The following is a 21,777-nucleotide window of genomic DNA, read 5'->3' as shown; positions in this document are numbered from 1 at the left end:
CATACCGCTTTCGGCCAGTTGAAACAAGCCACAAGCACCTGTTTTTGCATCACTTCCTGCTTTTCCCTGCCTTGCTTCCCATACTTTTACATAAAGAAACAGCCACCCGCAGGTGGCTGTTCAGCAGAATAAAACGCCAGCTTAGAACAGGCTGTCGTCCAGCTCCAGCACGCTGTCCGCACCATCCACAATGGCTGCAGCCAGGCCGGAAACCTGCGGCAGCAGATGCTCGGCAAAGAAGCGGGCGGTGATGATTTTGGCCTTGAGGAAATCCTCGTCCACACCATCTTCACCCAGCTTTTCGCGCGCGATCAGTGCAGCGCGGCCCAGTTGCCAGCCACCCAGCACAATACCCATCAACTTGAGGAAAGGCACCGAACCGGCAGCAGCCAGCTGCGGCTGCGCGCCAAAACTGCCCAGAATGAAGGCCACGCAACGCTCAGCCTCGGCGGCAGCCTGCTGCAGATTGCTCGCCATGCTGGCGTAACCGGCAGCAGCCAATTTCTCAGCGGTGGCACGTGCTTCATCCAGCAGCGCACGGGCAGTGGCACCGCCTTCACTGAAGGTTTTACGGCCGATCAGGTCCAGCGCCTGAATGCCGGTGGTGCCTTCGTAAATGGCAGTGATACGAGCATCGCGGTAATACTGCGCCACGCCGGTTTCTTCGATAAAGCCCATGCCGCCATGCACTTGCACCGCCAGGCTGGTCAGTTCGTTGGCCTGCTCGGTATTCCAGCCCTTGACGATGGGGATGAGGAAATTCACCAGCGCCTGATTACGCGCGGCTTCACTGGCCACCGGATGGCGCGAGGCGCGATCCAATGCAGCGGCAGTATAGAAAGCCAGTGCGCGCTGGGCTTCGATCTGGCTGCGCATGGTCATCAGCATGCGGCGGATGTCGGGGTGCTTGATGATGGCCACACCAGCCGGGTCCGGCGAGCCGACGGCACGGCTTTGCACGCGGTCGCGGGCATATTCCACCGCCTTCTGGTAGGCACGCTCGGATACCGACATGCCCTCCACGCCCACGCCCAGACGGGCGTGGTTCATCATGGTGAACATATAGCCCAGGCCCTTGTTGGCCTCGCCTACCAGATAACCGATAGCACCGCCATTGTCGCCAAAGCTCATCACCGCAGTCGGGCTGCCATGAATGCCCAGCTTGTGCTCCAGCGAGACGCAGCGCACGTCGTTACGCGCACCGAGGCTGCCATCAGCATTGACCAGGAACTTGGGCACGATGAACAGAGAAATGCCCTTCACGCCGGCCGGCGCATCCGGCAGACGGGCCAGCACCAGATGGACGATGTTATCGGCCATGTCGTGCTCACCCCAGGTGATGAAAATCTTCTGGCCGGTGACCAGATAGCTGCCATCGGCCTGCGGCACGGCACGCGAGCGCACCTGGGCCAGATCGGAACCGGCCTGCGGTTCGGTCAGGTTCATGGTGCCGGTCCATTCGCCACTGGACATGCGCGGCAGGTAGACTGCTTTCAGTTCTTCCGAGGCATGGTGGTGAATGGCCTCTACCGCACCCAAGGTCAGCAGCGGGGCCAGCGAAAAAGCCAGATTGGCAGAACACCACATCTCTTCGGCGGCAATGGCTACCAGGGCCGGCATGCCCTGCCCGCCAAAATCAGCCGGGGCACGCAGGCCCACCCAGCCAGATTCGACATATTGCTGCCAAGCGTCCTTGAAGCCGGGGGCGGCGGTCACTTCGCCATCTTTCAACGTGGCCCCCTTGTCGCCCTGCTTGTTGATGGGCGCCAATACGCCTTCGGCAAACTTGGCGGCTTCTTCCAGAATGGCATCCACCAGTTCGACCGAGCAGTCTTCATAACCAGGCAGGCTGCACACCGAGGTCAACTCGGCCAATTCATTGAGAACAAAGCGAATTTCTTTAACTGGCGCATTATAAATCATGAATCTCTCCTTATTCTTGCTGCACTATAATCGTCGTAGATATGAAAAAACCGGCTCGCCGTCTACCTGATGCATGAGCATGCCCACCCACCGCGAGCTGCGGCGGGAAAGCTTGCTCCTCCATGAAGCAGACCGGTCGTAGCCGGTTTTTATTTTTTGATTCCGGCGGCTATCTTGCCTGCTCGGATGGGGAGGATTTCCCCTCCCCGTACTGCATTACTTGGACAGCTCGGCCAGCAGTTCCGGCACCACGGTGAACAGGTCACCCACGATGCCGTAATCGGCTACCTGGAAGATCGGCGCTTCTTCGTCCTTGTTGATCGCCACGATCACCTTGGAATCCTTCATGCCGGCCAGATGCTGGATGGCACCGGAAATACCCACGGCGAAGTACAGCTGCGGCGCCACTACCTTGCCAGTTTGGCCGACCTGGTAGTCGTTCGGCGCGTAACCAGCATCCACTGCGGCACGGGAAGCACCGACAGCAGCGCCCAGCTTGTCAGCCAGCGGTTCGATCACGGCCTTGAACTGTTCTTCCGAACCCAGCGCACGACCACCGGACACGATGATCTTGGCGGCGCCCAGTTCCGGACGGTCGGACTTGGTCAGCTCCTGGCCGATAAAGCTGGACAGTTGCGGATCAGCAGCCACGGCCACGCTTTCCACCGCAGCGGAACCACCCTGAGCGGCCGCCGCATCGAAAGCGGTGGTGCGCACGGTGATCACCTTGATGGCATCAGCCGATTGCACGGTAGCCAGTACGTTGCCGGCGTAGACCGGGCGCACGAAGGTGTCGGCCGATTCGATGGCGGTGATTTCGGAGATCTGCGCCACATCCAGCAAGGCAGCCACGCGCGGCAGCAGGTTCTTGCCAAAAGAGGTAGCCGGCGCCAGCACATGGCTGTAGCCCTTGGCTACTTCCACCACCAGCGCGGACAGGCTCTCAGCCAGACCGTGCGCGTATTGGGCGGCATCGGCCAGCAGCACCTTGCTCACACCAGCCACGCTCTTGGCGGCATCGGCAGCAGCAGCGGCATTGTGACCAGCCACCAGTACGTGTACTTCGCCCAGCTTGGCAGCGGCGGTTACGGTATTCAGGGTGCCTGCTTTCAGGCCCTGGTTGTCGTGTTCAGCGATAACGAGAATGGCCATGGCTTACAGCACCTTTGCGTCGTTTTTCAGTTTGGCTACCAGCTCGGCAGCATTGGCTACCTTGATGCCGGCAGAGCGCTTGGCAGGTTCGGCCACTTTCAGCGTTTTCAGACGCGGCGTGACATCGACACCCAGATCGGCCGGGCTGGTCTTTTCCAGCGGCTTTTTCTTGGCAGCCATGATGTTGGGCAGCTTGATGAAACGCGGTTCGTTCAGACGCAGGTCGGCGGTAACCACGGCCGGCAGGCGCAGCTTGACGGTTTCCAGGCCACCGTCGATTTCACGGGTGACGTCCACCGTTTCGGCAGCCACATCCACCTTGGAGGCGAAAGTGCCTTGTGCCCAACCCAGCAGCGCGGCAGCCATCTGGCCGGTCTGGTTGGCATCATCATCAATGGCCTGTTTGCCGACGATCAGCAGTTGCGGCTGTTCCTTGTCCGCCACGGCCTTGAGCAGCTTGGCCACGGCCAGCGGCTGCAGTTCGGTATCGGTTTCCACCAGAATGGCACGGTCAGCGCCCATGGCCAGAGCGGTGCGCAGGGTTTCCTCGCACTGCTTCACGCCCATGGAAACCACAACGATTTCGGTGGCCTTGCCGGCTTCCTTCAGACGTACGGCTTCTTCCACCGCAATTTCGTCAAAGGGGTTCATCGACATCTTGACGTTGGCGACATCGACATCAGACCCGTCAGCCTTCACCCGAACCTTCACGTTGTAATCGACAACGCGTTTAACAGCGACTAGAACTTTCATATTCCTCCAGCGAATAGCTCTCTGGGTTAATCGAACTCGGAAGGGACTTGCTACCGTGGTGTTTCCCGAATTATGCCCCAACGCCATTTCAAACGAGCGTTTGGTTGAATTTTAGTGTGTGGCACGTAGCAAAAAAACAACTGATTGCAGATACTACGTCATTTCCGCTTAATTTGCATTTCGTCTGCTGCATGGCACAATGCAGTGCAGCAATTTCAACGTCATAGCCGGAGACACCCTCATGACAGTCTACTTTGAAGATATCAAGGTCGGCGATTCTGCCGAATACGCCAAAACCATTACCGAAGCCGATATCCTGATGTTTGCAGCTGTTTCCGGTGATGACAATCCGGTGCACATCAATCAGGAATTCGCTGAAACCACACCGTTTGAAACCCGCATTGCCCACGGCATGCTGACCGCCAGCCTGATCTCCACCGTAGTCGGCACCAAGCTGCCAGGCAACGGCACCATCTACCTGTCGCAATCCACCCGCTTCAAGGCACCGGTGCGCATTGGCCAGACCGTGACCGCGCGCGCCACCGTGGTGGAAATCTTCCCGGAAAAGAAACGCGTCAAGCTGGCCACCCAGTGCCTGGTACAAGGCAAGGTGATTCTGGATGGCGAATCACTGGTGATTGCACCGTCCCGTGGCGACTGAAATGGCCCTGTCTTTGCGCATCGTGCCGCTGACTGACGAAACCGGCAAGGTCACCGAGCCGGAATTGCTGGCACGGTGCAGCAGCCTGCATCGCCAGCTGCGCCCTACTCTGCCGGAACACGGCCACAGCTATGCGGCAAAAATGCAACGCGTCTGTTCGTTTGGCGCACGCATGGTGGCGGCACTGGATAGCGACGGCAAGCCGCTGGGTCTGGCACTGTACCGCGTGTACGAAAACACCTATGAAGACCTGCGGCTGTATATCGATGACCTGGTCAGCGATGAAGCCCACCGCTCACAAGGTATAGGCAGCCAGTTGCTGGACTGGTGTGCCGACGAAGCACGGCGGCTGGGCTGCGGCTTTCAGGTACTGGATTCCGGTACCTGGCGTACCGAAGCACACCGCCTATATTTCCGCCAGGGATTCAGCATTACCTCGTTTCACTTCACCAAGCCGCTCAACTGAGTTGGCTGGAGTCATGCATCGGGGAGCCGCAAGGCTCCCTTTTTCATTGGCCGCTCGCTGCGCGCTCGCGCTGTTGCTGCAAAGCCCAGCGTACCGGCTCGGCCACCAGTTCTTCATCGGCATGCTGATGCTCTTCCAGTGCAACAACGATAGCCGGATCGTATGGCGCATTGCCCAAGCCAATGGCCAGATTGGACAGCCACTTGGCGTAACCGATGCGGTAGATCGGACTACCCGCCAGCTTTTCCTTGAACATGGCTTCGCTCCAGCCAAACAGCTCGAGTAGCGATGCGCCATCGAGGCCATGCCGTACGGCAAAATCGGCCTCGACGGTATTGACGGCAAAGCGGTTCCACGGGCAAACCAGCTGGCAGTCGTCGCAGCCATAGACCCGATTGCCGATCAAGGGCCGCAGCTCCAGTGGGATGGCTGACTTCAGCTCGATGGTCAGATAAGAAATGCAGCGGCGCGCATCCACCTGATAAGGCGCGGTGATAGCCTGGGTCGGACAGATATCGATACAGCGCGTGCAGCGGCCGCAGTGCCCGTCCTCCTCTTCATCCACCGGCAAGGGCAGGTCAGTAAACAATTCGCCCAGAAAAAACAGCGAGCCCTGCTGCCGGTTCAACAACAGGGTATGTTTGCCGCGCCAGCCCAGACCGGACTGTGCAGCCAGCGCCACCTCGGCCACCGGCGCACTGTCGGTAAACACCCGGTAACCGAAATCACCAATAACCTGGGTGATATGGTCGGCCAGCTTTTGCAGGCGGGCACGCAAGACCTTGTGATAATCACGCCCCAGCGCATAACGTGACAGATAGGCCAGACGGCCATCCTGCAGCACCGACTCGCTGGCCTGCGCCTCGGCCGGCCAGTACGGCATGCGCACGCTGATGATGGTCAGCGTGCCGGGGACCAGCTCGGCCGGTCTCACCCGCAGTGCACCATGCCGGGCCATATAGTCCATTTCGCCATGACAGCCTGCGTCCAGCCAGGCTTGCAGCTTGCGCTCGGCCTCCTCGGGTAGCTCGGCTTTGCCGATTCTGGCATCGGCAAAGCCCAATTCTCGAGCCCAGGCTTTGATTTGACGCGCCAATTCGGGATAATCCATGTTTTGATAGGATTTCTCAGTCATATGGCCATGGATGATACCAGCGTTCACTGCGGCAGCCTGCCCGATGAAGCCGCCACCCTCGCACTGGGCGGCGCACTGGCGCGTGCCTTGCAAGCAGGCGTGGTGATATTCCTGCAGGGCGACCTGGGTGCCGGCAAAACCACCTTCAGCCGCGGCCTGCTGGCCGGTCTTGGTCATGCTGGCAGGGTAAAGAGTCCGACGTATACTCTGGTGGAGAGCTATCCGCTGGCCGGCCTGACCGTGCACCATTTCGACCTGTACCGCTTTGCCGACCCGGAAGAATGGGATGATGCCGGCTTTCGTGACTACTTCGGCCAGGACACTGTCTGCCTGGTGGAGTGGCCGGACAAGGCTGGCGACTTATTGCCCGTCGCCGACCTGACGCTGGAACTAGAAGTCAGCGGTCAGGGTCGCACGTATCGTTTAACCGCAAGCACAGAAACCGGACAGTCATGCCTGACTCGACTTTCGACCCCACCCGCCGCCGCCTGATTGGCGCGGCAGCCGCCACCTTCCTGCTCAGCGTCAGCAAGCTTGGCTTCGCAGGCAACAGCCAGGTGGTTGCCATTCGCATCTGGCCGGCCTCCAGCTATACCCGCATCACGCTGGAAGCCAGCGATGCCATCAAGTTCAAGCAGTTCACCATCAGCAATCCCGACCGACTGGTGATCGACCTGGAAGGGGTGCAGCTCAACAGCGTGCTGAAAGACATCAGCAGCCAGATCGCTGACGCCGATCCCTACATCAAAACCGCCCGTGCCGGCCAGTTCAGCCCCGACACGGTAAGGCTGGTGCTGGAGCTCAAGACCGACGTCAAACCACAGGCCTTCACCCTCAGCCCGGTAGCCGAATACAAGCACCGGCTGGTGGTCGACCTCTACCCAGCCAGCGGCACACAAGATGATCCGCTGATGGCACTGCTGGACGACTACAACAAGGGCAAGCTGACCGAACCGCCACCGCAGGTGAAACCAAAGAAAAATGATGCCAACCGTCCCATTGTGGTGATGCTGGACCCGGGACACGGTGGTGAAGACCCGGGCGCCATCGGCATGAACGGCACCCGCGAAAAGGATATCGTGTTGCGCATTGGCAAACAGTTGAAGCGCATGATTGATGCCGAGCGCAATATGAAGGCCTTCATGACCCGCGAGGAAGACATCTTCATTCCGCTGGGCGTGCGCGTGGCCAAGGCACGCAAACTGAATGCCGACCTGTTCATCTCCATCCATGCCGATGCCGCGCCCAACCGCAGTGCCCGTGGCTCATCGGTATTTGCCTTGTCCGAGAAAGGTGCATCCAGCGCCTTTGCCAAGACCATGGCGCAATCGGAAAACAGCTCCGACCTGATCGGCGGGGTGAAAATTGCCAGCAAGGACAAGTTCCTGGCGCACACCCTGCTCGACCTCACCCAGACCGCTACCATAAATGACAGCCTGAAGCTGGGCAAGATCATGCTGGGCAAGGTGGGGGGCTTGAACAAATTGCACAGTTCCCAAGTGGAACAAGCCGGTTTTGCCGTGCTCAAGGCCCCGGACATTCCGTCCATCCTGGTCGAAACCGCCTTCATCAGTAATCCGGAAGAAGAGCAGCGCCTGCTGGATGGCGATTTCCAGCAGCAGATGGCAGGTTCCATCCTCAGCGGTGTCAAATCCTACTTCACTCAGGGAGCCGCACTGGCCGCCCGTGCCTGAGTGTCCCCCCGCAATGATCAAGGCCCGCAATTGCGGGCCTTGTTTTTTTATATCGCCGAAACGGCTCAGGAGTAGCGCGAAGGATCAATTTCGCTGTCCGGGCTTTCCTCCTGCGCCGGTACACGATAAGTTTCGCTGGCCCACTCACCCAGATCGATCATCTTGCAACGCTCGCTGCAGAACGGGCGAAACTGACTGGCAGGCTCCCAGCGCACGGCAGCGCCGCAGGTGGGACAAGGTACGGTACGAACGGCTTGGGACATGGCTCAGAACTTGCAGTTGGTCAGGGTAAATTCGACATCGCACTCGGTCTGCCGTGGGCGGCTTTCACCGGTTACGGCACTGACAAAGCGCACGTTGATCGCATATTTGTTAGCGGACAGCTCCGGCAATACATTCAGGCCGGGGTCATAAGCGATGCGGATCATCTGCACCACCTTGCCACCGGACATCTGCTGAAAAGCACCATTGCGGGCGACATAATGATGTGTCTTGCCGCTGTCGCGCAGCAGATGCAACAGGATGCGCGCAGCCTCGGCCGTCGGCATCAGCGGTGCGGCCCAGCGCCGCATGTCGCGCCGCCGCTCTTCAGCCGGCTTCTGCTGCCACAGATGATAAGAAGGCAAATCAAACTGGCAGGTGCCACCGGGAATGCCGGCACGCTGCTTGATGGCCATCAGCCACTCGTTTTCACGCAGATGCTGGCCAAACTTGCCGGTGACGCCCAGCAACTGGCTGGAAGACAGCTCGATTTCATCCAGGACCTTTTCCAGCGTTTCTTCCGCCACATTGGGATTTTCGCGCAGCGCTTCCAGCACCTGTTTCTGCCGCTCGAGCTCCTGCAACAGATCGGCCTTCAAATCGGCACGGGAGGCCGTTTCCAGCAATTCGAACAACACCAGCAGCCCGGCATGATGATCCAGCGGATGATCCTTGCCAAGAAAATAAGCCAGCCGGTCATACAGCTGCTCCAGTCGAAGCAGGGTACGGGTTCGCTCGGTGACAGGAAACTCAAAACTGATCACAAGACGTTTGCCCTTCTTGGTGGCTTGGAAAATGCCTTGTCACTGGCTGTGGGCAAGGTTTGCAAGATAATACTGGTGTTTGGCCTCAACTTGAAGCTGCAATGCCGCAAGCGAGCCGTCATTATCGATGACATCGTCTGCCCGTGCCAGTCTTTGCACACGCGGCATCTGCGCCGCCATGATGGCGCGTACCGCATCTGCGGTCAAACCACTGCGGGCTTGCACCCGTGCCAGCTGCACTTCTTCCGCACAATCCACCAGCAGGCTGCGCCGCACCAGTGCCAGATAATCCGGATTTTCAAACAACAAGGGCACCACCAGTAGCGCATAGGGCCCACGAGCGACATCCAACTGGCGGACAGATTCGGCACGAATCAACGGATGCAGGATGGACTCCAGCCGGCGGCGGTTAGCCGGATCAGCAAAAGCCAGCGCACGCATGGCGGCACGGTCCAGCGCACCACTCTCAGCCACCACCTGACTACCAAACGCAGCAGCAAGCAGCGGCATGGCCGCACCATCCGCCGCAGTCAGTGCATGCGCAATGACGTCGGTATCCACCACCGGTACACCCAGTGTGGCAAAGTGCGCAGCGGCAGCACTTTTCCCGGAACCGATGCCACCGGTCAGGCCGACAATATCAATGGGCATAGGCGCTCAAATACCAGCTGACAATATCCTGCCCCCACAGCAAGGCAATCCAGCCGGCGGCGGCCAGGTAGGGGCCAAATGGCAAGGCCTGACCACGGCCCATACGCGCCAACAGAATCAGTACGATACCGACCACCGCCCCCACCAAGGAAGACAGCAGAATGATCAGCGGCAACATGCTCCAGCCCAGCCAGGCGCCAAAGGCTGCCAGTAACTTGAAATCACCATAACCCATGCCCTCCTTGCCGGTGGCTAGCTTGAACAGCCAGTACACCAGCCACAAGCTCAGATAGCCAGCCATGGCACCCAGCACGGCATCAGAGAGTGCGACAGTGCCGGTCAGCAGATTGAACAGCAGGCCGGCCCACAGCAAGGGCAGCGTCAGACTGTCTGGCAGCAACTGGGTATCGGCATCAATGAAGGTGAGCGCCACCAGAACCGCAGTCAGCGCCAGGTAGGCCGGCAATTGCACACTCCAGCCATAATGCCAGGCCAGCAGTGCAAACAGGCCACCGGTGAGCAGCTCCACTGCCGGATAACGCAGACTGATCGGCGTGCTGCATGCATGACAACGACCACGCAACAAGGCATAGCTCAACAGGGGAATATTCTGCCAAGGGCGAACTTCTTGCCGGCATACCGGGCAATGCGATGCAGGGACCAGCAGATTGTACTTGGGCTGTACCGTGGGCTCCCGCCCCAGATAGGCATCACACTCCTGCTGCCAGCCCAGCTCCATCATCTTGGGCAAGCGATGAATCACCACATTGAGGAAGCTGCCAACCAGCAGACCAAGCAACAATACCACCAGCACCAGCAAGCCAGCGTTGCCAGCGAAAACACTTGCCATTTCACCCATGCTTAACCTACCACCTGACCCATCTTGAAAATCGGCATGTACATGGCGATGACCAGGCCACCAATCAGTACCCCCAGAATCACCATGATGGCCGGCTCCAGCAGGCTGGAAAGCGAAGCCACCGCGTTGTCGACCTCCTCTTCGTAGAAATCGGCAATCTTGTCGAGCATCTGGTCCAGGGAGCCAGACTCCTCGCCGATCGAGGTCATCTGCAACACCATATTGGGAAACAGCCCGGTACGCTGCATTGAAAAGCTAAGGCTGGAACCGGCACTGACATCATTCTGAATCAGCTTGGTGGCTTCGCTATAGACCTGATTACCCGAGGCCCCCCCCACTGAATCCAGCGCTTCAACCAAGGGCACACCAGCCGCAAACAAGGTGGACAAGGTTCGCGTCCAGCGGGCAATGGTGGCTTTGCGGATGATGTCGCCAATCACCGGCAGCTTCAGCAAGATGCGATCAAATTGCTCCTGCAGCTTGGGGGTGCGCTTGAAAGCATAAAAGAAAGAAAAAATGCCACCGAAGATGGAACCGAAAATCAGCCACCACCAATGAACGAAGAAATCCGACAACCAGATCACCACCAATGTCGGCGCAGGCAGGTCGGCACCAAAGCTGGAGAACAGGTCCTTGAAGGCCGGGATCACGTAAATCATGATCACGGCGGTAATGATGAAGGCGGTAGCGACAATCGCCGTCGGGTAGATCATCGCAGATTTGATCTTGCCCTTGATGGCCATCACTTTTTCTTTATAGGTGGCCAGCTTGTCGAGCAAGGAATCCAGCACACCGCCAGTCTCGCCCGCAGCAATCAGATTGCAAAACAGCTTGTCAAAATACAGCGGCTTTTTGCGAAAGGCTTCTGCCAGGGACAGACCTGTCTCGACGTCGGCACGAACCTCCAGCAGCATCTTGGTCACAGCCGGATTGCCGTGCCCCTTCGCCGTGATATCAAAGGCCTGCAGTAAAGGCACACCGGCCCGCATCATGGTGGAAAGCTGGCGGGTAAACAGCGTGATGTCTTTTTCGGTGATCTTGCGCCCAAAACCAGCCCTCCGGCGCTTTACCTTGAGAACATTGATGCCTTGTCGCCGTAATTGCGTCTTGGCAACGGCCTCGGTTTCCGCACGCAGTTCGCCACGAATCACCTTGCCGGCCCGGTCCTTACCTTCCCACTCCCAGATAAACCCCGGATTTTTCTTTTTCGCTACGGTCGCCATGCTTGTCTTTCTTGTAGCTAGTCGTTGGTCACTGCCTCGATTTCGGCCAGCGAGGTCAGCCCTCTCTTGACCTTGAGCAGGCCCGCATGCCGCAAATCGACCATGCCCTCTTTCAAGGCCAGGTCATTGATATCAATCGCGGTACCATTTTGCATGATCAGCCGGGTCATGGCATCGGTAATCGGCATCACTTCATAAATACCGGTACGCCCCTTATAGCCGGAGCCGCGACACTCATCGCAGCCCACCGGGCCATAGGGCTTCCAACTACCATCCAGTTCTTCCTGCCGGAACCCCGCCCTCAGCAAAGCGGTATCAGGGATATCCACCGGGGCCTTGCAATGACTGCACAAACGACGTGCCAGACGCTGCGCCATGATCAGCAATACCGAACTGGCCACATTGAACGGCGCCACCCCCATGTTCAGCAAACGGGTCAGGGTGGCCGGAGCATTATTGGTGTGCAGCGTGGAGAATACCATGTGGCCCGTCTGGGCGGCCTTGATGGAAATATCCGCGGTCTCGAAGTCGCGGATTTCACCCACCATGATCACATCAGGATCTTGCCGCAAGAAGGCTTTCAAGGCAGAGGAGAAGGTCAGGCCAGCTTTTTCGTTGACGTTGACCTGATTGATGCCGGGCAAATTGATTTCTACCGGGTCTTCTGCCGTGGAAATATTGATATCCGGCTTGTTCAGGATATTCAGGCAGGTATAAAGCGACACCGTTTTACCGCTACCGGTTGGCCCGGTGACCAGCACCATGCCATAGGGACGGCCAATGGCCTCCAGCAGCAATTTCTTCTGTTCCGGCTCAAAACCCAACTGCTCGATATCCAGCGATGCCGCAGACGCATCAAGAATACGCATCACGATCTTTTCGCCATACAAGGTAGGCAAGGTGCTGACACGAAAATCAATCGAGTGTGTCTTGGAAATAACCAACTTTAGTCTGCCATCTTGTGGCACCCGCTTTTCCGAAATATCCAGGCGCGAAATCACCTTGATGCGGGAGGCGATCTTTTCTTTAAGCAATAAGGGAGGCTGGGCAATTTCCTTGAGCTGGCCATCGACCCGGTACCGGATACGGTAAAATTTCTCATACGGCTCGAAGTGAACGTCGGAAGCCCCGCCAGTAATGGCATCCAGCAGCACTTTGTGGATGAACTTGACGACCGGCGCATCATCGACATCGGGCTGATTGGTTTCGCTATGTGCAGTCGGCGCATCCGGATCGACAAACTCCAGATCACCAAAATCCTCGTTTTCCAGCGCCTTGATGGCAGCCGTGGCATCCTCAGTATACTTGCCAATCACCTTGGAGAGCTTGTCATCCTCGACTACCACCACCTCGACCGTCAGGCCGGTCTTGAAGGTAATCGCATGAAAAGCCGAGGTCTGGGTCGGATCGGAAGTACCGATATAAAGCTTATTGCCACGCTTGAACAAGGGAACCAGGCGGCGACTACCGATCAGCTCCTCATCAACCATGCTCTTTGGGAGTTGAGCGGGATCTATCGCCCCCATATCCAGCAAAGGATAACCAAATACCCCAGAGGCAAAGGTCGCCACCTCGACAGCTGACATTTTCTTGCTGGCAATCAACTGCTCGACAAAGCTGATACCGGAAGCCTGCGCCAGACGCTGAATCGCCTCCGCATCCTGCAACAGCAGGGCATTATTCTGAACAAGTGCCCGCCCCAGGCCAGATATCCCTGCAGAAGCTTCCATAAAATCCCTTTGTCTATTCTCAGCACACCCAACGCTGGGCATTACCAGCACTGGGCATTACCACTGCCATGCCGGCATTATATGCGCAGGTGACACAAAGTGGCAGCACCGTCAGCACTCATAGAAGCCAAGCGACTCAGCGGAAAACAGCACGGATCGCAACACCGACCCAGGAATAAAAAAAGGACTGCCTAAGCAGTCCTTTTCATGAGTTTTAACTCTCTAGTCGAGAATTAGAACTTGTGCTGAACGCCAACAGCAACAGTGTGCTCGTTGGAGTACTTGTCGCCAGCGGTGTTAACAAAGCTATTTTGAACGTAGCCATAGGAAGCGTAAGCAGTGGTGCGCTTGCTCAGAGCGTAGTCAGCACCCAGCACGTACTGGTTCAGGTGACCCTTAGCCTCGACGCCATCAACCGAAACACCCCATACACGGCCGTAAGAGAACTTCGGAGTGATAGCACCAAAGGTGTAACCCAGAGTCAGACCAGCTTCTTTCTTTTTCAGCTCTTTACCATCAGCTGCTGCTGCATCAGTTGTACTGAGGACGGAGGAGAAAGTAGCGTCTACACCTTTGGAACTATCCAAACCGTCGGAAGAGGCCAACTTGGACTGACCATAGTAAGCAGCAGCCAGGATGTTGTTGGCATTGTAGCCAGCTTCCAAGCGCCAGTAGTTACCCGGCTTCCATTCACCACCATCGGTCTGGTAGTTGTTGTTGTAGCGCTGATAACCGAAAGTACCAAAGTAACCGGAGTTGGTGTAGGTAGTACCAATGCTGAAGGTGTTTTGCTTGTTGGTGGCGTTGGTTTCGTCAACACCGTAAACAATAGCACCGCTCAGGCCGGCAACAAACTCAGGAATGTCGTAACGGATGGCGTTCTTAACACGACCGTCCAGCTGGTTGATAGAGCTGTAGGATTGACCGTTAACACCCTTGTTACCGTAGATCCAAGCATCCGGAGCGCCTGCATCGGAGTTCAGGAAGGTGCTCAACTTACCGATACGTACCTTACCGAAAGCGCCTTGCAGACCCACAAAGGAGTCACGGGAGGCGAAAGTATTACCGTAGCCGTTACCGGAAGAAGAGCCGGTGGTGCCGTCGATGTTAAGGCCTTGCTCAACTTGCCAGATGGCTTTCAGGCCATTGCCCAGGTCTTCGTTACCCTTGAAACCGATCAGGGAACCGGTGTCGTCGATACGGGTAACAGCCTTCGGCTTGTTGTTCACGTCCTTAACGCCGTTAGCGTAGGTCTTGCTGCTTTCCATATCGGCTTCGATGGTGCCGTAAATGGTTACATCAGCCATTGCGTGGGCTACCGGCAGAGCGGCCAGAGCCAGGGCGATCAGCTTCTTGTTCATCGCTAATTCCTTTCGAAGTCAGTTTAATGTAGTCCTGTTAGATTGCCCCTTACAGCTGAGGCACCCGGACATTTTTTCACTGCCGATTGATCGGCTAGTTGCTGCCTGAAATATAAAGCGCTCGTTGCAAAAATACAAAACATCGCAGCAGACCACTCAGCAAGCACTCAGTCCACACTAACAAAAAAACAATGTAAGTTATTGTTTTTTATTAGATATAACCAAAAAATAGTAAAAAATTCCGCCAAACCAAAAATACAACACACCCGCAAATGTGTTGCAAAAATGATGAAAAATTGCATCATCACTCCCTAGATATATCAACGAGACTGAGCATGAGCATGCCTCAAACACATATTTTCTGGTTCCGGCGGGACTTGCGCGTAGATGACAATGCCGGCCTGTTCCATGCCTTGAAGTCTGGCGCTGCAGTGCGCTGTGTTTTTGTGTTTGATACCGACATCCTTGCCTCATTACCGCCAGCAGACCGGCGCATCGCCTTCATCTGGGACTGCGTGGCTGACTTGCGCCAACGACTGCAGGCTGCCGGCAGTGATTTGCATGTGGCGCATGGCCGGGCACAGGACATCATTCCTGAGCTAGCCCGACAATGGAATGCAAGCAAGGTATTCGCCAACCGCGATTATGAGCCAGCGGCGATACTGCGCGACGAGCAGGTAGCCGCCAAGCTGGCTCAACAGTCGGGGCAACTGGAGCTGTTCAAGGATCAGGTGATTTTTGAAACTGACGAGGTACTGACTGCTGCTGGCCGTCCTTATACCGTGTTCACACCTTATAAGAATGCTTGGCTTAAACGGCTGACACCATTCTTTGTTCAGTCCTATCCCAGTCAAAACCATCTAGCGCAGATGGATTGCTGGCAGACTCCGCCCTCCCCCTCACTGGAGACGCTTGGCTTCAAGCGGGCACACACGGCCTTGCAAGGTGGAAGTGAAGACGCGGATCAACTCTTTGCCGACTTCATGCTACGCATTACCCACTACAAGAGCTGGCGCGACTATCCTGCCGCAAAAGGCGTCTCTTACCTGTCGACGCATTTGCGGTTTGGTACCATTTCCATCAGGAAACTGGCGCAATTTGCCTGGCAACAAGGAGGAGAGGGAGCCGAATGCTGGCTGGGAGAACTCATCTGGCGGGATTTTTACCAACAGCTGCTGTGGCATTTCCCCCAAGTAGTGGGTAACAGCTTTAAGGAAGAATACCGCCAGCTAGAATTTGAAAATTCGCCACAGTGGTTCGCTGCGTGGCAGGAGGGACAAACCGGCTATCCCATCGTTGATGCGGCCATGCGGCAATTGAAGCAAACCGGTTATATGCACAATCGCCTGCGTATGATCACCGCCAATTTTCTGGTCAAAGACTTGCTGATTGACTGGCGCTGGGGAGAAGCCTACTTTGCCGAGACATTGCTAGACTTCGACCTGGCAGCCAACAACGGCGGCTGGCAATGGGCGGCATCGACCGGCTGCGACGCACAGCCTTACTTCCGTATTTTCAACCCGGTAACGCAATCGGAAAAATTCGACCCCGAAGGCAAGTTTATCCGGCGCTATGTGCCGGAACTGGCATCATTTAACAACAAGGACATTCATGCCCCTTGGCTAGCCAAAAATCCACCGCTGGGTTTCCAACTTAAACGCGACTACCCTGCCCCCATTGTGGATCATGCGGTACAACGTCAACACGCCTTGCAGCTATTCAGCAAGAACAGGAGCTAGAAAAACAAAGCGCCCTGCCGGGCGCTTTGTTTTTGCAAGCAATGCTTATTTCTTTGCCGCTGGTTTGGAGGCTTCTTTCTTGGCTACTACCGGCTTACCTGCTGGAGCTGCAGCCTTGGCAGGGACAGCAGCTGCAGGAGCGGTACTCGCCCCACTAACAGCGATATCCTTACGCAGCTTTTCCAGCGTTTTATCACCAATACCCGATACTTTCTTCAAGTCATCCACTGACTTGAAGGCACCGTTCTTGGTGCGGTAATCGATAATCGCCTTGGCTTTGACAGGCCCGATACCATTGAGGGACTCAAGCTGTTGCTGGGTAGCGGTGTTGATATTGACAGCAGCAAAAGCTGAGGCGCAGATAAACAACAGGCCAACAATCATGGCAAACAGTTTTTTCATGGAGCAGCTCCTCGTTTCAGATGGAAGTGATGACAAAAATAGCAATCCACAACAACAACTTGTTCAGACACGATGCAACAACAACTCCAAGACCATTTTGCTGCCGATATAAGCCAATAGCAAAGCTGCGAAACCAGCCAGTGTCCAGCGGATCGCCACTTTGCCACGCCATCCCTTGAAGTGACGCCCCAGCAGCAGCGCCGCAAACAACAGCCAGGAAATAACGGAAAAAACCGTCTTGTGACTGAGCGCAACTGCCTTGCCAAAAACCTCTTCAGAAAAGACCACGCCAGTCAGCAGAGACACAGTAAGCAGCATGAAACCGATGCCAATTACCTGGAACATCATCTTTTCCAGTGACAGCAATGGTGGCAATTGCCTTACCAAAGATAACCAGCGCTTGTCATGCAATGCCTTTTCCAGAAACAGCATCAGCACCGCCAGCAAAGCGGCAATGGCAAACAGACTGTAAGCCACAATAGAGACCAATACATGCAGGGCAAAAGCCGGATTGCCCAGATCGTGCATAATGTGCTCGCCGGGGAAAACCAGCGCAAATCCCAGCGTCGTCATCGCCAGCGGCATCATGAACAGTTGCAAGCCCTCCACCCGATAGAAGAAGCTGCAGGTCCAGTAGATCACCAGCATCATCCAGACCACCACCGACAAGGCACGGCCAACGCCCAGTGAAATCATGTTGCCTTCAGACAGCGGGGACATCACTGCATAGGCATGCAACAGCAAGATGATACCCAACAAGGTATGCTCGAAACGGGGGTTGCGCGGCAAACTGGCCACACCCTTCCAATTGCCGATAAAGTGCCAGGAAAGGCCGCCATAGGCGCAGATGAGCAGGATTGTCAGAACAAAAATAAAAGCAGTCATGGTGTTAGCGCCATCATTTGCGGGCGTCAACCCGGCAGCTCGTGGTAAAATCGACAGTTTGAAAGTCTACACCAACCTGTCCCTCGTTGGCAGACAGAAGGACTCAGCATGCTAGACAACCTGACCAACCGCCTGTCCGGCGTCATCAAGAATCTGCGCGGCAATGCCCGCCTGACAGAAAGCAATATCCAGGATGCCCTGCGCGAAGTGCGCATGGCCTTGCTGGAGGCCGACGTCGCACTACCTGTCGTCAAATCCTTTATCGCCCAGATCAAGGAGCGCGCCCTGGGCCAGGAGGTCATGGGCAGCCTGACGCCAGGCCAGGCCCTGGTTGGTGTGGTGAATGACGAACTCGTCAAATTGATGGGTGAAAAAAACGACGCCCTCAATCTGGCCGCCGTTCCACCCGCCATTGTACTGATGGCAGGTTTGCAGGGTGCCGGTAAAACCACCACAGTGGGCAAGCTGGCCAAACTGCTGAAAGAAACGCAGAAGAAAAAGATTCTGGTGGTATCGGCCGACGTATATCGCCCCGCCGCCATTGAGCAGTTGAAGCTGTTGGCCGAGCAAGTCGGCGTTGAGTGGTTCCCCTCGGACAGCCAGCAGAAACCTGTCGATATCGCCCGTGCTGCTGTTGATCATGCCAAGCGTCACTTCTTTGATGTGCTGATGGTCGATACAGCCGGTCGCCTTGCCATCGACGAAGCCATGATGGCGGAAATCAAGGCCGTGCATGCTGCGATCAATCCGGTGGAAACGCTGTTTGTCGTCGATGCGATGCAGGGCCAGGATGCCGTTAATACTGCACAGGCTTTCAATGAGGCCCTGCCGCTGACTGGTGTCATCCTGACCAAGATGGACGGTGATTCACGCGGCGGTGCCGCACTCTCCGTACGCCACATTACTGGCAAGCCGATCAAATTTATCGGCGTAGGTGAAAAAGTCAGTGGGCTGGAAGCCTTCCACCCTGATCGTATCGCCAGCCGCATCCTGGGCATGGGCGATGTGTTGTCGCTGATTGAAGAAGTCCAAAAGGGCATCGATCAGGACGAAGCCGCTGCCATGGCCAAGAAATTGAAATCCGGCAAGGGCTTCGATCTGGAGGACTTCAAGGCACAGATGCAGCAGATGAAAAAAATGGGCGGCATGTCCAATCTGCTGGAAAAAATGCCGGGCCAACTGGGTCAGATGGCCAAGGGTATTCAAGGTGCAGAAGCCGAAAAATCCATGCGCCGCATCGAGGGCATCATTAACTCGATGACGATGGAAGAGCGTCGCAAACCGGAACTGCTGAAAGCCAGCCGCAAACGCCGTATTGCAGCCGGCTCCGGCGTGACGGTGCAAGAGGTCAATCGTCTGCTCAACCAGTTTGAACAGACGCAAAAGATGATGAAACAGTTCTCCGCCAAGGGCGGATTGATGAAAATGATGCGTGGCATGAAGGGCATGATGCCCGGGATGTAAGCGAAACGGGTGCCAGGCACCCGTTTTTCTTGACGTGAAGGAAATGCATGCAGTTTGATGTCATCGTACTGACGAAGCAATCCCTGCTCCAGCTGAATGAAGCCGACTGGTATAGCCGTCAGGTTCATCATGAAGATGGGCTGGTCATGGCGGCTCTGGCTGCGCAGGGCTTGCGCGTTACTCGCAAGGCCTGGGATGACCCGGATTTCGACTGGACACAGACGCGCTGCATACTGTTTCGCACGACCTGGGACTACTTTGAGCGCTTTGCCGAGTTTGGCCCCTGGCTCAATCAGGTTGCTAACCAAACGAGGCTATTTAATAGTGCTGAGCTGATCAGCTGGAATATCGACAAACATTATCTGGCAACACTGGAAAAAAAAGGCATCAACACGGTCAACAGTCACTACATTGAGAGAGGTGACTCCCGCAGCCTGGAGCAGTGCCTGTACGACTGCGCATGGGAGCAGGCCATTCTCAAGCCGGTAGTGTCCGGCTCGGCACGCCACACCTATCGCCTGAATGCAGGAAACAGTGCCGCGCTGGAATGTACTTTTGCCGAACTGATCCAGCAAGAAGCCATGATGTTGCAACCATTCCAGCAGCACATACTGAGCCAGGGCGAGTTGTCACTGATGGTGATCGATGGCGCTTTCAGTCATGCCATCCGCAAGTTACCACAAGCAGGCGACTTCCGGGTGCAGGATGACCATGGCGGCAGCGTCCATGTCCATCAGGCCACGGCGGAAGAACGCACTTTTGCCGAATCCACGGTGGCTGCACTACCTTTTGATGTGCTATATACCCGTGTTGATATCATTCGCGACAATCATGGAAAGCTGGCCTTGATGGAAGCAGAAATGATCGAACCCGAACTGTTTTTCCGCTTCAAGCCGGAAGCCGCCGACAAACTGGCTGCCGGACTAGCACGCAGGCTGACATACCAGCCTGACTGAAACGCTTTGTTTTGTACTGAAACCTGCCAGCCCGACTGGCAAACCACGCTTGGAAATACCTCGTCATGAATCTGAACCCGCTGACCGCCCTGAGCCCGCTGGATGGCCGCTACGCCGCCCAGGTTGAAGGCTTGCGCAACTTGTTCTCCGAATATGGCCTGATGAAGTTCCGTATCAAGGTTGAACTGGAATGGCTGAAAATGCTGGCTGCCGAGCCGGGCATCGAGGAAGTGAAGCCCTTCTCCGAGGCAACCATCCGCGAAATCGATGAGGTCATCAGCAACTTTACCGTACAGCACGGCGAAGAAGTAAAAGCCATCGAAGCACGCACCAACCACGACGTGAAGGCCATTGAATACTGGCTGAAAGAGCGTCTGTCGGGCAATACCGAAGTAATGGCCGCCAGCGAGTTCATCCATTTTGCCTGCACATCGGAAGACATCAACAATCTGTCGCATGCATTGATGCTGAAAACCGCGCGCAATACCGTGGTGCTGCCGGCGCTGGACGAAGTCATCCTCAAGCTGCAACAACTGGCACACGAACTGGCCGACCTGCCGATGATGTGCCGTACACACGGCCAACCGGCCACGCCCTCCACCATGGGCAAGGAAATGGCCAATGCCGTCTATCGCCTGAAGCGTCAGCGCGAACAGCTGGTCGCCCAGGAAATCCTCGGCAAGATCAACGGCGCAGTGGGCAATTACAATGCACATCTGGTTGCCTATCCGCAGATTGACTGGGAAAGCCTGTGCGGCCGCTTTGTGTCCGGCCTGGGGCTCACTTTCAATCCCTATACCATCCAGATCGAGCCGCATGACTATATGGCCGAGTTGTATCAGGTGGTGGCCCGCGTCAACACCATTCTGATCGACCTGAACCGCGACATCTGGGGCTATATCTCGCTGGGCTATTTCAAACAGAAGGTGAAGAAGGACGAAGTTGGCAGCTCTACCATGCCGCACAAAGTCAACCCGATCGACTTCGAAAACTCCGAAGGCAATCTGGGCATGGCCAATGCCATCCTGAACCATCTGGCAGAAAAGCTGCCACTGTCACGCTGGCAGCGCGACCTGACCGACTCCACCGTGCTGCGCAATATGGGCGTCGGTTTCGGCTACACCATGCTCGGCTTCAAAGCCTGCCTGAAGGGCCTGAACAAACTGGAAATCAATCCGGCAGCCATCACTGACGAGCTGGGCCGCAGCTGGGAACTGCTGGCAGAACCGATTCAGACCGTAATGCGTCGCTACGGCGTGCCCAATCCCTACGAGCAGCTGAAAGAGCTGACCCGCGGCAAGGATGGCATTACCCGCGAGACTCTTTCTGCCTTCATCAAGGGCCTGGAAATTCCCGAAGCCGAAAAAGCACGCCTGCTGGAGCTGACACCGATCGCTTATGTGGGCAAGGCTGCCGAGCTGGCAAAACGCATTTGAACTGCAGAGCAATGACAAAAGCCGCCTTCGGGCGGCTTTTTTATTGACACTGAACCAGGAACACAAAAGAATGGGCCACATCCCTAAGAATGCGGCCCTAAATAGATGACTCGAGGGAATACGTTCTGAACAGCAAACCGAACGTATATACTGCAGTGTGCTAGACACACACAAGAAAAGACCACTCATAAGAGTGGTCTTTTCTTGAAAACTTGGTTGCGGGGGCAGGATTCGAACCTACGACCTTCGGGTTATGAGCCCG

At 56.3% G+C, this 21,777-nt stretch carries 21 protein-coding genes; 8 read left to right on the top strand and 13 right to left on the bottom strand.

Annotated features, from left to right (window positions below):
- Positions 1 to 141 precede the first annotated feature (141 nt).
- From EAY64_RS08615 to EAY64_RS08605, 3 genes are all read right to left on the bottom strand, one after another.
- Entirely contained in the window at positions 142 to 1,923 is a 1,782-nt protein-coding gene (locus EAY64_RS08615; RefSeq protein ID WP_103524362.1) for an acyl-CoA dehydrogenase, read from the bottom strand.
- A 216-nt stretch (positions 1,924 to 2,139) separates the two neighbouring features.
- Positions 2,140 to 3,075, bottom strand: a complete 936-nt coding sequence (locus EAY64_RS08610) for an electron transfer flavoprotein subunit alpha/FixB family protein (protein ID WP_103524361.1) — start codon at positions 3,073 to 3,075, stop codon at positions 2,140 to 2,142.
- A gap of 3 nt (positions 3,076 to 3,078) precedes the next feature.
- Entirely contained in the window at positions 3,079 to 3,828 is a 750-nt protein-coding gene (locus EAY64_RS08605; protein WP_103524360.1) for an electron transfer flavoprotein subunit beta/FixA family protein, read from the bottom strand.
- Positions 3,829 to 4,069: 241 nt separating this feature from the next.
- Here EAY64_RS08605 and EAY64_RS08600 point away from each other — a divergent pair, with 241 nt between their 5' ends.
- Both EAY64_RS08600 and EAY64_RS08595 read left to right on the top strand, forming a co-directional pair.
- The gene (locus EAY64_RS08600) at positions 4,070 to 4,489 is read left to right on the top strand and encodes a MaoC family dehydratase (RefSeq protein ID WP_103524382.1); all 420 of its coding nucleotides are present in this window, start codon (positions 4,070 to 4,072) and stop codon (positions 4,487 to 4,489) included.
- Position 4,490: 1 nt separating this feature from the next.
- Positions 4,491 to 4,955 carry a GNAT family N-acetyltransferase gene (locus EAY64_RS08595; RefSeq protein ID WP_103524359.1) on the top strand — a complete coding sequence of 155 codons (465 nt, stop codon included), beginning with the start codon at positions 4,491 to 4,493 and terminating at the stop codon, positions 4,953 to 4,955.
- 43 nt (positions 4,956 to 4,998) lie between these two features.
- Here the strand turns inward: EAY64_RS08595 and queG are convergent, their stop codons facing one another.
- Positions 4,999 to 6,066 (bottom strand): tRNA epoxyqueuosine(34) reductase QueG, encoded by a 1,068-nt coding sequence (gene queG / locus EAY64_RS08590; RefSeq protein ID WP_226034322.1) that lies wholly within the window; start codon positions 6,064 to 6,066, stop codon positions 4,999 to 5,001.
- Between the two features lie 30 nt (positions 6,067 to 6,096).
- On the opposite strand from queG, the gene tsaE reads away from it, so the two are divergent.
- Together tsaE and EAY64_RS08580 are read left to right on the top strand one after the other, a co-directional pair.
- Complete coding sequence (gene tsaE / locus EAY64_RS08585; RefSeq protein ID WP_226034321.1) at positions 6,097 to 6,582, top strand: tRNA (adenosine(37)-N6)-threonylcarbamoyltransferase complex ATPase subunit type 1 TsaE; 486 nt, start codon at positions 6,097 to 6,099, stop codon at positions 6,580 to 6,582.
- Positions 6,543 to 7,784 carry an N-acetylmuramoyl-L-alanine amidase gene (locus tag EAY64_RS08580; protein ID WP_103524356.1) on the top strand — a complete coding sequence of 414 codons (1,242 nt, stop codon included), beginning with the start codon at positions 6,543 to 6,545 and terminating at the stop codon, positions 7,782 to 7,784. Before tsaE ends, EAY64_RS08580 begins: the two co-directional genes overlap by 40 nt.
- A 65-nt stretch (positions 7,785 to 7,849) precedes the next feature.
- Here the strand turns inward: EAY64_RS08580 and yacG are convergent, their stop codons facing one another.
- From yacG to EAY64_RS08545, 7 genes are all read right to left on the bottom strand, one after another.
- Positions 7,850 to 8,047: a DNA gyrase inhibitor YacG gene (yacG, locus tag EAY64_RS08575; protein ID WP_103524355.1), complete on the bottom strand. Its 198-nt coding sequence runs from the start codon at positions 8,045 to 8,047 to the stop codon at positions 7,850 to 7,852.
- Positions 8,048 to 8,050: 3 nt separating this feature from the next.
- Positions 8,051 to 8,809, bottom strand: coding sequence for a cell division protein ZapD (gene zapD, locus EAY64_RS08570; RefSeq protein ID WP_103524354.1), 759 nt, complete (start codon positions 8,807 to 8,809; stop codon positions 8,051 to 8,053).
- Positions 8,810 to 8,848: 39 nt separating this feature from the next.
- Positions 8,849 to 9,460, bottom strand: a complete 612-nt coding sequence (gene coaE / locus EAY64_RS08565; RefSeq protein ID WP_103524353.1) for a dephospho-CoA kinase — start codon at positions 9,458 to 9,460, stop codon at positions 8,849 to 8,851.
- Positions 9,450 to 10,310: a prepilin peptidase gene (locus EAY64_RS08560; protein ID WP_226034320.1), complete on the bottom strand. Its 861-nt coding sequence runs from the start codon at positions 10,308 to 10,310 to the stop codon at positions 9,450 to 9,452. Before EAY64_RS08560 ends, coaE begins: the two co-directional genes overlap by 11 nt.
- 11 nt (positions 10,311 to 10,321) lie before the next feature.
- Positions 10,322 to 11,542 carry a type II secretion system F family protein gene (locus tag EAY64_RS08555; protein WP_103524351.1) on the bottom strand — a complete coding sequence of 407 codons (1,221 nt, stop codon included), beginning with the start codon at positions 11,540 to 11,542 and terminating at the stop codon, positions 10,322 to 10,324.
- A gap of 17 nt (positions 11,543 to 11,559) precedes the next feature.
- Positions 11,560 to 13,272 (bottom strand): type IV-A pilus assembly ATPase PilB, encoded by a 1,713-nt coding sequence (gene pilB, locus EAY64_RS08550; protein WP_103524350.1) that lies wholly within the window; start codon positions 13,270 to 13,272, stop codon positions 11,560 to 11,562.
- A gap of 233 nt (positions 13,273 to 13,505) precedes the next feature.
- Entirely contained in the window at positions 13,506 to 14,633 is a 1,128-nt protein-coding gene (locus tag EAY64_RS08545) for a porin (RefSeq protein WP_103524349.1), read from the bottom strand.
- A gap of 335 nt (positions 14,634 to 14,968) precedes the next feature.
- On the opposite strand from EAY64_RS08545, the gene EAY64_RS08540 reads away from it, so the two are divergent.
- Positions 14,969 to 16,372 (top strand): cryptochrome/photolyase family protein, encoded by a 1,404-nt coding sequence (locus EAY64_RS08540; protein WP_226034319.1) that lies wholly within the window; start codon positions 14,969 to 14,971, stop codon positions 16,370 to 16,372.
- A gap of 45 nt (positions 16,373 to 16,417) precedes the next feature.
- Here the strand turns inward: EAY64_RS08540 and EAY64_RS08535 are convergent, their stop codons facing one another.
- Entirely contained in the window at positions 16,418 to 16,774 is a 357-nt protein-coding gene (locus tag EAY64_RS08535) for a ComEA family DNA-binding protein (protein ID WP_103524348.1), read from the bottom strand.
- Between the two features lie 63 nt (positions 16,775 to 16,837).
- Positions 16,838 to 17,689, bottom strand: a complete 852-nt coding sequence (locus tag EAY64_RS08530) for a cytochrome C assembly family protein (protein ID WP_226034317.1) — start codon at positions 17,687 to 17,689, stop codon at positions 16,838 to 16,840.
- Positions 17,690 to 17,767: 78 nt separating this feature from the next.
- On the opposite strand from EAY64_RS08530, the gene ffh reads away from it, so the two are divergent.
- From ffh to purB, 3 genes are all read left to right on the top strand, one after another.
- Positions 17,768 to 19,123, top strand: coding sequence for a signal recognition particle protein (gene ffh, locus EAY64_RS08525; RefSeq protein WP_103524346.1), 1,356 nt, complete (start codon positions 17,768 to 17,770; stop codon positions 19,121 to 19,123).
- Between the two features lie 47 nt (positions 19,124 to 19,170).
- Complete coding sequence (locus tag EAY64_RS08520) at positions 19,171 to 20,079, top strand: ATP-grasp domain-containing protein (RefSeq protein WP_103524345.1); 909 nt, start codon at positions 19,171 to 19,173, stop codon at positions 20,077 to 20,079.
- A 65-nt stretch (positions 20,080 to 20,144) separates the two neighbouring features.
- The gene (purB, locus tag EAY64_RS08515) at positions 20,145 to 21,515 is read left to right on the top strand and encodes an adenylosuccinate lyase (protein WP_103524344.1); all 1,371 of its coding nucleotides are present in this window, start codon (positions 20,145 to 20,147) and stop codon (positions 21,513 to 21,515) included.
- Positions 21,516 to 21,777: the final 262 nt, after the last annotated feature.

The organism is Aquitalea palustris, from assembly GCF_003693445.1.
Lineage (GTDB): Bacteria > Pseudomonadota > Gammaproteobacteria > Burkholderiales > Chromobacteriaceae > Aquitalea > Aquitalea palustris.
The sequence above is the reverse complement of the archived record's forward strand: the minus strand, read 5'-3'. Positions and strand labels throughout refer to the sequence as shown.